Annotated in this window: 12 protein-coding genes; 1 reads left to right on the top strand and 11 read right to left on the bottom strand. The window is 68.1% G+C overall.

Features of this window, described 5'->3' with window-relative positions:
* Window positions 1–257 precede the first annotated feature (257 nt).
* From fdhD to alr, 9 genes are all read right to left on the bottom strand, one after another.
* A complete protein-coding gene (gene fdhD, locus VFG33_RS01410; protein ID WP_325021490.1) occupies window positions 258–1094 on the bottom strand; it encodes a formate dehydrogenase accessory sulfurtransferase FdhD in 837 nt (278 codons plus the stop codon).
* Window positions 1082–2284: a molybdopterin molybdotransferase MoeA gene (locus VFG33_RS01405; protein ID WP_325021488.1), complete on the bottom strand. Its 1203-nt coding sequence runs from the start codon at window positions 2282–2284 to the stop codon at window positions 1082–1084. Before VFG33_RS01405 ends, fdhD begins: the two co-directional genes overlap by 13 nt.
* 151 nt (window positions 2285–2435) lie before the next feature.
* Window positions 2436–2663: a formate dehydrogenase subunit delta gene (locus tag VFG33_RS01400; protein WP_325021485.1), complete on the bottom strand. Its 228-nt coding sequence runs from the start codon at window positions 2661–2663 to the stop codon at window positions 2436–2438.
* Entirely contained in the window at window positions 2663–5479 is a 2817-nt protein-coding gene (fdhF, locus tag VFG33_RS01395) for a formate dehydrogenase subunit alpha (RefSeq protein WP_325021482.1), read from the bottom strand. Before fdhF ends, VFG33_RS01400 begins: the two co-directional genes overlap by 1 nt.
* Window positions 5476–7014 (bottom strand): formate dehydrogenase beta subunit, encoded by a 1539-nt coding sequence (locus VFG33_RS01390; protein WP_325021480.1) that lies wholly within the window; start codon window positions 7012–7014, stop codon window positions 5476–5478. The genes fdhF and VFG33_RS01390 overlap by 4 nt, the downstream gene beginning before the upstream one ends.
* Window positions 7011–7505, bottom strand: a complete 495-nt coding sequence (locus tag VFG33_RS01385; RefSeq protein WP_325021478.1) for an NAD(P)H-dependent oxidoreductase subunit E — start codon at window positions 7503–7505, stop codon at window positions 7011–7013. The genes VFG33_RS01390 and VFG33_RS01385 overlap by 4 nt, the downstream gene beginning before the upstream one ends.
* A 142-nt stretch (window positions 7506–7647) precedes the next feature.
* On the bottom strand, window positions 7648–8271 hold the full coding sequence (locus VFG33_RS01380; protein WP_325021476.1) for a M15 family metallopeptidase: 624 nt from the start codon (window positions 8269–8271) through the stop codon (window positions 7648–7650).
* The gene (locus tag VFG33_RS01375) at window positions 8264–9235 is read right to left on the bottom strand and encodes a D-alanine--D-alanine ligase family protein (RefSeq protein WP_325021474.1); all 972 of its coding nucleotides are present in this window, start codon (window positions 9233–9235) and stop codon (window positions 8264–8266) included. Before VFG33_RS01375 ends, VFG33_RS01380 begins: the two co-directional genes overlap by 8 nt.
* A complete protein-coding gene (alr, locus tag VFG33_RS01370) occupies window positions 9232–10356 on the bottom strand; it encodes an alanine racemase (protein WP_325021472.1) in 1125 nt (374 codons plus the stop codon). Before alr ends, VFG33_RS01375 begins: the two co-directional genes overlap by 4 nt.
* 310 nt (window positions 10357–10666) lie before the next feature.
* Here alr and VFG33_RS01365 point away from each other — a divergent pair, with 310 nt between their 5' ends.
* The gene (locus VFG33_RS01365) at window positions 10667–11812 is read left to right on the top strand and encodes an ROK family protein (RefSeq protein WP_325021470.1); all 1146 of its coding nucleotides are present in this window, start codon (window positions 10667–10669) and stop codon (window positions 11810–11812) included.
* A gap of 145 nt (window positions 11813–11957) precedes the next feature.
* Here VFG33_RS01365 and VFG33_RS01360 read toward each other — a convergent pair whose 3' ends face one another.
* Both VFG33_RS01360 and VFG33_RS01355 read right to left on the bottom strand, forming a co-directional pair.
* The gene (locus tag VFG33_RS01360) at window positions 11958–12662 is read right to left on the bottom strand and encodes a GAF and ANTAR domain-containing protein (RefSeq protein ID WP_325021468.1); all 705 of its coding nucleotides are present in this window, start codon (window positions 12660–12662) and stop codon (window positions 11958–11960) included.
* A 166-nt stretch (window positions 12663–12828) separates the two neighbouring features.
* The coding region (locus VFG33_RS01355; protein WP_325021466.1) for a nuclear transport factor 2 family protein at window positions 12829–13253 on the bottom strand (425 nt) is incomplete at its 5' end.

Raw genomic sequence — 13253 nt, 5'->3', positions numbered from 1 at the left:
CGGCTCACACGTCAGCGCGGATCCGCGTAGCTGCGTCCTTCCCTGGTCGACGTGGTGGGTGTCAAGGGTCGAACTTGTTCGAGCCCGAAGGGCCGCGAAGCGCCCTTGATACCCAGTACGTCGACTAGCACACTCCCGCAGCGGAGACCGCGCAACCACACTGCCAATGCCCCGGCGCAACCGCATCACCAATGCAAACGACGCACCACATCACCACTGCCCCGCGAATCACCCGAACGTGTTGGTGGTTGGTTTGTTCAGAGCGACACAGGCACGCTGATTCGGTCGGCGTGGGCGTAGACGTTCATGGAGCCGTTGCGGATGAAGCCGGCCAGGGTGAGGCCGCATTCGTCTGCCAGTTCGACGGCCAACGAGGATGGGGCCGAGACTGCGCCGAGTACGGGGATTCCTGCCATCACTGCCTTCTGGGCGAGCTCGAAGGACGTGCGGCCCGACACCACGAGGACGCAGCCGCGGGCGGGGATCATTCCGCCCAGCAGAGCCCAGCCGATCACCTTGTCGACGGCGTTGTGCCGGCCGACGTCTTCGCGGACCACGAGTAGTTCGCCCGTCGCAGTGAACAGTCCAGCTGCATGCAGACCGCCCGTGCGGTCGAACACTTCCTGCTTCTCACGCAGTGCGTCCGGCAACGACGCCAGTACTGCGAGTGGCACGCGGACCGGGTCATCCGCAGGGGAGAAGCGGGTCTTCAACTTGATGGCATCGAGCGAGGCTTTCCCGCAGACTCCACAGGACGAGGTCGTGTAGAAGTTGCGTTCGACCCCGGTCTCCGGAGACGGCACACCTGGAGCCAGGCCGAGGTCCAGCACGTTGTAGGTATTACGACCCTCGTCGTCGCGGGAGTCGCAGTACCGGGCGTCGCGGATGTCGTCGGGGCTGCCGATCACGCCCTCGGTGTGCAGGAATCCGTGCGCCAGTTCGACGTCGTGCCCTGGCGTCCGCATCGTCACTGCGAGTGGGCGTCCGTCGACGCGGATCTCCAGTGGTTCTTCCACCGCGATCGAGTCCGGCCGCTTGCGTTCGCCGTCCGGGCCGAGGCGCAGTACGGGCTTGCGTGCGATCAGACGTCCCATGGTCGGGCTCCCGGGTCGAGGGGCAACAGCCGCGCGGCGATCGCCTCCGCAGGTCCTGGGTCGACCACTGCCAACGCGTCCGCACCTGCAGCGCCGCGCAGCATCGCCGAACCCTCGTGCCCCACCAACGTTACGCCCTGGGGCCCAACGCGGACGGGGATGAGCCTGGTGCTGTGCGGGTGGCACGCCAGCCCGCCGGGCAGAGTCGCCACCGGCAACTTGAGCAGCTTCTCGCCCCGGAGCCGCTGCAGCGCGGCGGCGCCGAGAGTCAGGAACGCCGTCAACGCGGCGAGTGGATTCCCCGGCAGACCGAGCACCAGGCGGCCGTCGTCGAACCGCGCCAGCGCTTGCGGATGCCCAGGGCGGCAGGCGACGCCGTCGATGAGTAACTCAGCGCCAAGCGCCGACAACGCCGCTCGCAGGTGGTCCGCCGGACCGGAGGCGGAGGAACCGGACACCAGAATGAGGTCCGCCTGGGTCGTCGTCAGTGAGTCGATCAGCGCGGCGCGTGAGTCAGGCAGGTGGACGACGGGAGCAGCGTTGGCGCCGGCGCGCGCGATCAGGCCCGGCAGCATCGGGCCGATCGCGTCCCGTACCCGGCCGGGACCGGAGGCGCCGCGGTGGACGAGTTCGTCACCTGTCACCAAGGCGGCTACCAGCGGCCGAGGGATCACGGTGAGCCGGTCGAGGCCGAGTGCGGCGGCCAGTCCCACTACCTGCGGTTCGATCACCACGCCCGCGCGCAGAACGGTCTCCCCGGCAGCGCACTCTTCCCCAGCACGCCTGATGTGCCGACCGGATTCAACCAGGCCGACGAGCTGGACGTCCGTACGAGTCGCATCCTCATCAGGCAGGACCGCGGTCGTCCCCGGCGGTACGGCGGCTCCTGTCACGATGCTGCACGCTTCACCGTCCGCAAGCGGTCCGGCTAGCTCCGAGTTCGCCCGCACGGTCCCGACCAGCTGCCACGGTCCAGCACCCCGTACTGCGTAGCCGTCCATAGCAGCGCGATCCACAGGCGGAACCGCAGCCGGGGCAACAAGCGGAGTCGCCAACACGCACCCAAGAGCCTCCGCAAGCACAACCGACCGCGCCCGCAACGGCACCGCCGCCGCATGCGCCAACTCCCGCGCCACATCCCACGGCAACGCCCCAGCGGCATGCCGCCGCAGCCCAGCCACCTGATTCATCCACCCACCGCCCGCACTCCAGCCACCCGCCGCACCTCGCCCGCCAAGCGCAGAGCAGCTGCGCGCAGCGCTCTGCCCGCTGGCTGGCGGACAGCTCCCTGCATCACCGGCCGCCACACCTCGCCCGCCGGCCGCGTGCCGGTTGTCTGGATCACTGGGCGGCCGGGCGGAGTTGTTCGGCTGCTAGGGCGGCTACTGGGTCTAGGTCTTCGTTGCCGGCGTCGACGGCTTCGAGGAGGGCTTTCTTCATGCGGGGGTCCCAGACCGCGCGGATGTGGTTGGCGATCGCCGTTGCCGCGTCGGCCGGTGGACGATGGGCGAACTGGCGCGCGATCTCGTTCGCCAGGCGCACCTGCGGCGGGAGCAGCGTCGCGCTCATCAGTTGCCCACCGCAACGGTCGCGGGTTCTTCCTTCGCCGCCGACGGCTCCACCACCAGATCCACCTGGACCGCGGTGACCTTGTACTCCGGGCAGTTGGTCGCCCAGTCGGAGTTGTCCGTGGTGATCACGTTCGCGCCCGTCACCGGGTGGTGGAACGTGGTGTAGCAGACCCCGACCGGCATCCGCTCGGACAGCACCGCCCGCAACGTGGTCCGCCCGACCCGGCTGGACAGCGCGACCATGTCGTCGTTCTCGATCCCGCGCACCTCGGCGTCGTGCGGGTGCAGTTCGAGGATGTCCTCGGGGTGCCACGCGACGTTCGCCGTACGACGCGTCTGCGCGCCGACGTTGTACTGCGACAGGATCCTTCCCGTGGTCAGGATCAACGGGTACTTCCGGGTGGACCGCTCGGTCGTCGGCACGTACATCGTCTCCATGAACCGGCCCTTGCCGCGGGTGAACTCCTCGGAGTGCATGATCGGCGTCCCGTTCGGCGCCTCGAGGTTGCACGGCCACTGCACCGAACCGACCTTGTCCAGGTGGTCGAACGACACCCCGGCGAAGGTCGGCGTGGTGATGGCGATCTCGTCCATGATCTGCGACGCCGAGTCGTAGTGCATCGGGTAGCCCATCGCCTGGGAGATCTCACAGATGATCTCCCACTCCTGCTTGCCGGTCATCGGTGCCATCACCGGGCGGACCCGGTTGATCCGCCGCTCCGCGTTGGTGAAGGTGCCGTCCTTCTCCAGGAACGACGTCCCCGGCAGCAGCACGTGCGCGAACTTGGCCGTCTCGTTCTCGAACAGGTCCTGGACAACGACAAGGTCCAGTGCAGCCAAGGCCGCGTGCACGTGCTGGATGTTCGGGTCGGACTGCGCGATGTCCTCCCCTTGCACGAACAACGCGCGGAACGACCCGTCGATCGCGGCGTCGAACATGTTCGGGATCCGCAGTCCCGGCTCGTTCAGGATCGGCGTACCCCAGAGCTGTTCGTAGACGTCCCGGGCGCCGTCGTCGGAGACGTGGCGGTAGCCCGGCAGTTCGTGCGGGAACGAGCCCATGTCGCAGGAGCCCTGCACGTTGTTCTGGCCGCGCAGCGGGTTCACTCCGACGCCACGGCGGCCGATGTTGCCGGTCGCCATCGCCAGGTTCGCCATACCCATCACAGTGGTCGAGCCCTGGCTGTGCTCGGTCACACCGAGGCCGTAGTAGATCGCGCCGTTGCCGCCCGTCGCGTACAGCCGGGCCGCCGCGCGCATCTCCTCGGCCGGTACGCCGGTCGCAGCCTCGACTGCCTCAGGGCTGTGCTCCGGCCCCGAGATGAAATGCTCCCACTGCTCGAAGTCCTCGCACCGCTCTTCGACGAAGGGACGGTCGACCAGTCCCTCGGTCACGACGACATGGGCGAAGGCGTTGACCACCGCGACGTTCGTGCCGGGCGCCAGTTGCAGGTGGTGCTGGGCCTCGATGTGCGGCGAGCGGACCAGGTCGATCCTGCGCGGGTCGACCACGATCAGCTTCGCGCCCTGACGGAGCCGCTTCTTCATCCGGGACGCGAACACCGGGTGCCCGTCGGTCGGGTTGGCGCCGATCACCAGGATCACATCGGCCTCTTCGACCGAGCTGAAGTCCTGGGTGCCGGCGGACTCACCGAAGGTCTGCTTGAGTCCGTACCCCGTGGGCGAGTGGCAGACCCGGGCGCAGGTGTCCACGTTGTTGTTGCCGAACACCGCGCGGACCATCTTCTGGACCGCGTACACCTCTTCGTTGGTGGTCCGCGACGACGTGATCGCCCCGATCGACCCGGGACCGTGCTCCGCCTGGATCTCGCGCAGCCGGCGGGCGGTGAAGCCGATCGCCTCGTCCCAGGAGACCTTGCGCCACTCGTCCGCGATCGAGTCGCGCACCATCGGCTCCATCACGCGGTCCGGGTGACTCGCGTACCCGAAGGCGAACCGGCCCTTCACACACGAGTGGCCCTCGTTCGCGCCGCCGTCCTTGTACGGCACCATCCGGACCAGTTCGTCGCCGCGGAGTTCGGCCTTGAACGAGCAGCCGACGCCGCAGTACGCGCAGGTCGTGATGACCGATCGGGTCGGCATGCCGAGCTCGATGACCGACTTCTCCTGCAGGGTCGCCGTCGGGCAGGCCTGCACGCAGGCGCCACAGGAGACGCAGTCCGAGTCCATGAACGAGACCCCGGCACCGGCGGCGACCCGGGAGTCGAAGCCGCGGCCCTCGATCGTGAGGGCCAGCGTGCCCTGCACCTCGTCACAAGCGCGCACACACCGTGAACAGGCGATGCACTTGGACTCTTCGAAGGAGAAGTACGGGTTGGAGTCGTCGGTCGGCGCGCTCATGTGGTTCGCGCCGGCCTCCACGCCGGAGCCGTACCGGACCTCACGGAGCCCGGTGACGCCGGCCATGTCCTGCAGTTCGCAATCGCCGTTGGCCGAGCAGGTGAGGCAGTCGAGCGGGTGGTCCGAGATGTAGAGCTCCATCACACCGCGGCGGAGTTTGCCCAGCTTCTCGTTCTGGGTGCGGACCACCATGCCGGGCGCGACAGGCGTCGTACAGGAAGCAGGGGTGCCGCGGGCGCCGTCGATCTCGACGATGCACAGGCGGCAGGATCCGAACGCCTCCAGGCTGTCGGTCGCGCAGAGCTTGGGGATGTCGAGCCCGGCCTGCTTGGCGGCACGCATCACCGAAGTACCGGGTGGGACTGCGACGGATACACCGTCGATGGTCAGCTCGACTGTCGCCTCGCCCGGGCGGGCCGGAGTACCGAAATCGGGTTCCTTGAGCAGGCTCACGAGCCGAAGTCCTTTCCGAAGTGGCGTACGGCGCTGCGCACGGGCAGCGGGGTGAGGCCGCCCATCGCGCAGAGGGAGCCGTCTGTCATCAGGTCACACAGGTCGTCGAGCAGCACGAGGTTCTTCTGCCGGTCCTCGCCGTTCCGGATCCGGTCGATCGTCTCGACGCCACGGACGGCGCCGACCCGGCAGGGCGTGCACTTGCCGCAGGACTCCTCGGCGCAGAACTCGAAGGCGAACCGGGCCATCGCGGACATGTCCACGGTCTCGTCGAACACCACGATGCCGCCGTGCCCGACCATCGCGCCGGCTGCCGCGAACGCCTCGTAGTCCATCGGCAGATCGAACTGCTCGACCGGTAGGTAGGCCCCCAGCGGCCCGCCCACCTGCACCGCGCGCACCGGCCGGCCGGACGCCGCGCCACCGCCGAGATCCTGAACCAGCTCGCCCAGCGTGATGCCGAACGCGGTCTCCAGGATGCCGCCGCGGGCCACGTTGCCGCCCAGCTGGAAGACGTTCGTGCCCAGCGACCGGCCCATCCCGTACGCCGCGTACGTCGCGGCGCCGTTCGCCAGGATCGTGGGGATCGTTGCCAACGACAACACGTTGTTCACTACGGTCGGGCGACCGAAAAGCCCTTCCAGGGCAGGGATCGGGGGCTTCGCCCGGACCATCCCGCGCTTGCCTTCGAGACTCTCCAGCATCGAGGTCTCTTCGCCGCAGATGTAGGCCCCGGCGCCGACGCGCACGTGCAGGTCGAAGGTGAGGCCCGAGCCGAGGATGTTCGCACCCAGCCAGCCGCGGTCCCGGGCGGTGACGATGGCGGCGTTCAGGGCCGAGATCGCGTCCGGGTACTCCGAGCGCAGGTACACGTAGCCCTCGGTGGCACCGACCGCGTGAGCCGCGATCGTCATGCCCTCGATCAGGGTGAACGGGTCGCCTTCGATCAGCATCCGGTCCGCGAACGTCCCGGAGTCGCCTTCATCCGCATTGCAGCAGATGAACTTCTGGTCCGACTCCGCACCGAGCACCGTGCGCCACTTGATCCCGGTCGGGAAACCGGCACCGCCGCGACCGCGAAGACCCGAGTCGACTACCTCTTCGACCACCTCGGCCGGCGTCATGCTCAGTGCTTTGCGGAGGCCTGCATTGCCCTCGTACTGCGCGTGGTCGTCCGCCGAGCGTGGATCGATCACGCCGACGCGGGCGAAGGTCAACCGCTGCTGGCGCTTCATCCAGGGGAGGTCCTCGACCAGCCCGAGGTACGCGCCGACGCTGTCGCCGACACCGTCGAGCATTCCTGCCGCGACGAGTCCGTCGACGTCTTCAGGCGCGACCGGCCCATAGCCCACGCGCCCGTCGGCGGTCTCCACCTCGACGAGCGGCTCGAGCCACAGCATGCCGCGTGATCCGTTGCGGACCACCTCGACGTCAAGTCCCTTCGCCTTGGCCGCTGCGGCGATCCGCTCGGCGACCTCGTCGGCTCCTACCGATCGCGCTGCCGCGTCCCGAGGGACGAAGACCTTGGTCGTCATCGTGCCTCCCCGAGGAGTGCGTCCAGCCGGGCCGGGGTCACTCGGCCGTGCAACTTGTCGCCGATCTGGACCGCGGGACCGAGTGCACAGTTGCCGAGGCAGAACACCTCGTCGACGGTCAGCCTCCCGTCGTACGTCGTCTCGCCAAAGCCGACGCCCGTACTGCGCTTCGCGTGCTCCGCGAGCTTCTCGGCACCGACGGATCGGCACGCCTCCGCCTGGCAGATCCGTACCGTGGTCCGTCCGGCAGGTTCACGTCGGAAGTCCTTGTAGAAGGTCACCACGCCGTGCACCTCGGCGACGGACAGGTTGAGCACGTCCGCGATCACCGCGACGTCAGTCTGGGCGACGAACCCGAGCTCCTCCTGCACCGCGTGGAGGATCGGCATCAGCGCACCCCGCAGCCCTTTGCGGCTGTTCGCGATCTCGCGGACCCGCTGAGGACGCTCCGCCGGGGGCATCGGCGCCGGATTAGTGACTTCCATAGTCATGACCCTACGGTCGCGGCCCATCACCGCAGGGTCAAGGCGATCCTCTCTATGACGTGATAGCCCGCTTCTATCACCACAGAGTTCCGACGCCCTGACAATTAGTACACATCTCCCTTGCGGAATCCAGTGCCGGTTTGAGGCGTCAGAATCGTTCCGCCGGCACGGGCGCTTCGGTGGGGCCGTAGAGGGCGTGATCGCGGTGTTCCATGAAGGCCCAGTAGCGGTCGCCGTAGGACCAGTGCCACCACTCGGTCGGGTAATTCACCAGGCCGGCCGCTGTCAGGACGTCGGCGAGGAGGGCGCGGTTCGTCCGGGCTTCGCGAGAGATGTTGGTGGCGTCGAAGAAGCAGGCGCCGTTGCTCTGTTCGGGAGTCGTGTCGATCGGGGTGCCGAGGTCGAACGGTCCGTGTTCGCCGACCAGGGTCAGGTCCACCGCGGCACCCGCGACGTGCGGTGCGACCTCGACCGGTGACACGAACCGGCTGGCCAGGACGTGCACCTCTGCATCGGAAATGCCCGGGTTGAGTCGTTGCAGCTCAGCCCGGTAGCCGTTGTAGATCTCCAATTGGAGCCGCAACGGCCGAAGCCCTTCCACCACGTGCAGCCGAACGCCGGTCGGCAGGAAGCTGTCCGCCACGGCCAGTCGATCCGCCACGCCCTCGCGGACCAACTGACGACCCTCGGCCGAGATCCCGTGGCTGTAGAGATCTACCAGCGGATCACCGACTTCGATCGCCGGGATCTCAGTGATCCGGTCGTCACTCATGAGCACGGGCATATGCGGTCTCCAGGAGGTTCTGAATCACGTCGGAATAGGACAACCCGGCCGCGGCCCACATCTGCGGGAACTGCGATGCCTGGGTGAATCCAGGGAAGGTGTTGATCTCGTTGACCACCGGCGGTCCGTCAGCCGGGACGAAGAAGTCCACCCGCGCCAGGCCGGCACACCCGAGCGTCACGAACACCTCGAGCGCCGTACGCCGGAGCGAGGCGGCCAATGCCGGCTCCAACGGCGCCGGTACTACGAAGCGGGTGGCTGAGCTCGTGTACTTGGCAGCCGCGGTGAAGAACGGTTCGGCCGGATCCGCGTGGACCTCCAGGGCAGGAGCGGCCTCGATCCGTCCGTCCGGGAACTCCATCACCGCCAGGTCGACCTCGCGACCGCGGATCTCCTGCTCGACCAGGACCTGGCGGTCCAGTGCGGCCGCGTCGGCGATCGCCTTGGTGAGGGTCGGGAGATCCGTCGCCCTGGTGACGCCGAAACTGGAACCACCGGAGCCAGGTTTGACGAACACCGGGAACTCGATCCCGGCCGCCTTCAGTTGCTGCATCGCGGTTTCGGCATCTCCGAGATCCGCACCGCGCAAGGCGATTCCCGGGCTGACCAGGATGCCGTGCGCGCGGAGGATCGTCTTGGTGAGGTGCTTGTCCAGACCGACGGCACTCGCCGCCACACCGCTGCCGACGTACGGGATCTTCAACTGGCGGAGGAATCCCTGCAGGACACCGTCCTCTCCGCCTTCGCCGTGCAGTGCGGGGACGACCACATCGCAGTCCTGCAGCATCCCGATCGCCTCGTGCGGGCCATCCGCCCAGTTGCCCTGGGCATCGATTTTCAGCGGTACGACGGTATGGCCGAGTGTCGCGACGACCTCGGCGATGCCTTGTCCACTGGCCAGGGACACGTCGTGTTCCGGGCTGGCACCGCCGCTGATCACAGCAACCTTCACCGCTGTCCCTCCTGGTAGCGACGCGGCACCCGGGACCCGAGGCCGCAGTAGATCTCGTGCTGGATGGTTCCGGCCCAGTCGGCCCACTCGGCCGCGGTGGGTTCGCCTTGCGAGCCGTCGCCGAAGAGCGTCACCGGAATCCCGGCTTCCACCGGTGCGTCGCCCGCGTCCACGACGAACTGGTCCATCGCGATCCGGCCGATCACCGGCGTCCGCCGACCGCGGATCAGCACGCTCGCCCGGCCGGCGGTGACCCGGGGGATCCCGTCGGCGTAACCGAGGGGGATCAAGGCGACGGTGGTGTCGCGCGGAGCCACGTGGTCATGGCCGTACGAGACGCCCTCGCCGCGGCGGATCCGGCGTACCTGGACGACCTTGGAGACCAGCCGCATCGGCGGCCGCAGCCCGGCGCCGACCTCGTCGATGCCGAACAGGGCCGCGCCGATCCGGACCAGGTTGCAGTCGGGGGCGTCGAGGGTGAGTGCGCCGGCCGAGTTCGCCAGGTGCACGACCTGCGAGTCGAGGCCGGCCCTTTTCGCCAAGGTGATGCCGGTCCGGAGCAGTTGGAGCTGCCGACGGCTGTGGGTCGCGTCGACGTCGTCGCCGTGCGACAGGTGGGACCAGATGCCTCGGACCCTGATTGCACCGAGAGCCTCGTAGTGCGCGGCTGCCCTGGTGAGCTCGATCCACTGGTCCGGTGAACTGCCGCCGCGGTGCAATCCCGTGTCGAGCTTGAGGTGCACGTTGCGCACGGTCGGCGCCGAGATCACCTGATGGAGTTCGGCCACGGTGGACACGCTGACGTCGACGTCGGAGAGCCACATCAGGTCCGTCGCGTCGTACAGCCAGGTCAGGATCGGTACGGTCAGCCCGGCCGCTCGGAGCCGCAGTGCCTCGTCCGCCCGGGCCACTCCCAGCCAGGTCGCGCCTGCCTCGATGGCAGCCCGCGCGACCTGGACGGCACCGTGGCCGAAGGCATCGGCCTTGACCACGGCCAGTACTTCGGTCCCCGGCGCGAGCCGCTGCTGAATGGTTCTGACGTTGTCCCGAATGGCACTGAGATCGATCACTGCCTCGGCGAGTCCCAGGCAGTGGCGGGCCGGGCTCTGGACCAGATTCATGTCCGTCATTGTTGTTTCCGGCAACGATCAGCCACATCGGACCGCAGCCCGATGTTCCCGCCCCCGCCCGTACGACCTTGGTAGTACGAGTAGCCGTGCCGTGGTCTTAGCCGCCTCGTCCGCATGGATGAATTTCCCCGGTCTTTCTGTGCCCCACCACAGAGTTGGCCGATCGTCTTGCACCACCGTTTCACCGGCGTCTCAGTAGACCCACCGTTACCACCCGCTCACCCCAAGCGGCACAAATACGGCAGGAGCCGCGGCCGTTGCGTATCCTTGCGCTGCGGAGCGGCTGAGGAGAGGGGCTTAGGTGACGGGTGCCTGGGAGCCCTTGTCCGGACCGTCGCACCAGCTCGCCCTGGAGATCCTGCTCGACGGGCCGTTGTCCCGGGCCGAGCTTGCCCGCCGGGTGCGGCTGTCCGCAGGCAGCCTGACCCGCCTGACGAAGCCGATGCTCGAGTCGGGCCTGCTGGTCGAGGTTTCCGCCGGGCCCTCCGATCCGCGGGTCGGACGACCTTCGCAGCCGCTCGACATCGTCGCGACCGCCCACCACTTCGTCGGGATCAAGCTCACCGGCGACGACGCGGTCGGCGTCCTGACGACGCTGCGGGCCGAGGTGATCGCGACCGGAGAACGGCAACTCACGGACCACACGCCGGAGACCGTGGCCGCAACGGTCGCGGAGTTGGCTCGATCACTCGCGGCCGAGGTCCCTGACAGCGGCGGCATCACCGGGATCGGCGTCACCCTCGGTGGCGGGGTCGTCGACAAGACCGAGGTGCGCTGGGGCTCGTTCCTGGGCTGGACCGATGTGCCGCTCGGCGAGTTGGTCACCGACCTGACCAAGGTGCCGGTGGTGGTCGCGAACGACATCACCGCACTGACCGAGTCGACGCACTGGTTCGGGGCGGGCCGCGGGGTCGGGCGGTTCTGCCTGGTCACCATCGGGGCCGGCATCGGGTACGGGCTCGTGGTCCACGACCAGACGGTCGATTCCGAAGATGCCAGCCTGGGGCTGATCGGCCACCATCCGCTGGTCCCCGACGGACCCCGCTGCGACCGTGGACACCATGGTTGCGCCAGCGCCTTGCTGACCACCGAGGCCGTGGTCACCCAGGTGAGTGCCGCGCTCGGCCGGTCCGTGAGCTACGAGGAAGCACTCGAGCTGGCTGCCGCAGGAGATCCAGCTGCCCGCCAGGTCATCGGCACTGCCGGTTATGCGCTCGGCCGACTGATCGCAGCGGCGGCGAACTTCACCATGCCGGAGCGCGTCATCATCGGCGGCGAAGGCGTTCGCCTGGCGGAGGTCGCCCATGGAGAAGTGCTCGACGGACTCCATGTCGACCGCCACCCCGCCGTACCGGATCCGCCCATCGTGCTGCTGGCGCCCGACTTCACCGAATGGGCCCGAGGCGCCGCGGTGATCGCCATCCAGACTTTCGTTCTGGGCAGCTGACGCTTTGGAAACGCCGGGACGAGACCCAGCCCGCAGTACTGGCCGCACTCATCCCGGCGTTGAGATCGGTTGGCCTGCTGTACCCAGTTCCGCTCTTTTTATTCACCCAAACGAGACAAAGATCAAGATGACAGCGGTGGACTGCTCAGTGCGGCAGCTTGCGGGTGTCGACAAGTCGCTGGGCGACGTCGCGAAGTTTGGTGTTGGTGTCCTGCGAATAGCGCTTCAGAATGGCGAAGGCGCGGTCGCCGTCGACGTCGAATCGCTCCATCAGGATGCCCATCGCCTGGCCGACCAGCTTGCGGGCGTCGACCGCCTGCGCCATCGTCTCCTCATGCCGTGCCGAGGCCACGGCGATCGAGGCGTGCCGGGCCAGGATGTGCGCGATCGCCTCGTCGTCCTGCCCGAACGCATCCGCGTCAGGGCTGTAGAGACCCAGTACGCCGACTGACGGGCCCGCGCCGTTCCCGATGGCGAGCGGCACGTCCAGCACACTCCGGACCCCGAGCTCGGCCACCTTCGCGGCCCACTCGGGCCAGCGGTCGTCCACTTTGGTGTCGCGGATCAGGATCGTGGTCCGGTCCCGCAGGGCGACCACCAGTGGGCCGTTCGCAGTACTGATCTGGCGCTCGAAGATGTCGGCGACGATCGGGTCGGTGACGGCCACGATGTTGGCACGGGAACCGCGGCTGTGGAGAGCGACGCCGGCATAGGTGCAGTTCAGCGCCTGCAGGGCGAACTGGACCACGGCATCGACTGTCTCCTCGACCCCCGGTGCGTCATGCAGTTCGACGGCAAGCCGCGCGAAGGTGTCGGCCGAGGTTGGCACAGCAAATTCGAACTCCGCCATCGGGGCTCCAGACATGAGTTATCACCAAGGCACCCCGTGGCTGGAGTGGTCCTCTGCGCTCATCATGCAGCCTGTGGGCCCGAAGTTGGTAGCCCGGGCCTACTTAGCAACCTTTCGCCGTGGTTCAGGCCTCGGTTGCCTCCTCAGACCACGGTCCGTGCCGGGCTCAGAGGCCCAGGTCGGTGAGGCCGGGGTGGTCGTCGGGCCGGGGTCCGGGGGCGTCCCAGTGGAAGAGCCGGTCGGACTCGGCGATCGCCTGGTCGTTGATGCTCGCCCGGCGGATCCGCATCAGCCCGTTCTCGTCGAACTCCCAGTTCTCGTTGCCGTGCGAGCGGAACCACTGGCCGTCGGCGTTGTGGCACTCGTAGACGAACCGGACGGCGATCCGGTTGCCGCCGAAGGTCCACAGCTCCTTGATCAGCCGGTAGTCGAGTTCGCGCTCCCATTTCTGGGCGAGGAACGCGACCACCTCGTCCCGGCCGGTGACGAAGACGTCGCGGTTCCGCCAGCGGGTGTCGGGGGTGTAAGCGAGCGAGACGGCCTCGGGATTGCGGTTGTTCCAGGCGTTCTCGGCAGCGCGGACCTTCTGGA

Origin of the sequence: Kribbella sp. (assembly GCF_035687465.1) — a bacterium.
GTDB lineage: Bacteria > Actinomycetota > Actinomycetes > Propionibacteriales > Kribbellaceae > Kribbella.
The sequence above is the reverse complement of the archived record's forward strand: the minus strand, read 5'-3'. Positions and strand labels throughout refer to the sequence as shown.

What these genes read in the sequence shown, in the direction of transcription:
- fdhD (WP_325021490.1), bottom strand. Translation starts at nt 1,094, where the DNA reads ATGGGACGTCTGATCGCACGCAAGCCCGTACTGCGCCTCGGCCCGGAC.
- VFG33_RS01405 (WP_325021488.1), bottom strand. Translation starts at nt 2,284, where the DNA reads ATGAATCAGGTGGCTGGGCTGCGGCGGCATGCCGCTGGGGCGTTGCCG.
- VFG33_RS01400 (WP_325021485.1), bottom strand. Translation starts at nt 2,663, where the DNA reads ATGAGCGCGACGCTGCTCCCGCCGCAGGTGCGCCTGGCGAACGAGATC.
- VFG33_RS01390 (WP_325021480.1), bottom strand. Translation starts at nt 7,014, where the DNA reads ATGACGACCAAGGTCTTCGTCCCTCGGGACGCGGCAGCGCGATCGGTA.
- VFG33_RS01385 (WP_325021478.1), bottom strand. Translation starts at nt 7,505, where the DNA reads ATGACTATGGAAGTCACTAATCCGGCGCCGATGCCCCCGGCGGAGCGT.
- VFG33_RS01380 (WP_325021476.1), bottom strand. Translation starts at nt 8,271, where the DNA reads ATGAGTGACGACCGGATCACTGAGATCCCGGCGATCGAAGTCGGTGAT.
- alr (WP_325021472.1), bottom strand. Translation starts at nt 10,356, where the DNA reads ATGAATCTGGTCCAGAGCCCGGCCCGCCACTGCCTGGGACTCGCCGAG.
- VFG33_RS01360 (WP_325021468.1), bottom strand. Translation starts at nt 12,662, where the DNA reads ATGGCGGAGTTCGAATTTGCTGTGCCAACCTCGGCCGACACCTTCGCG.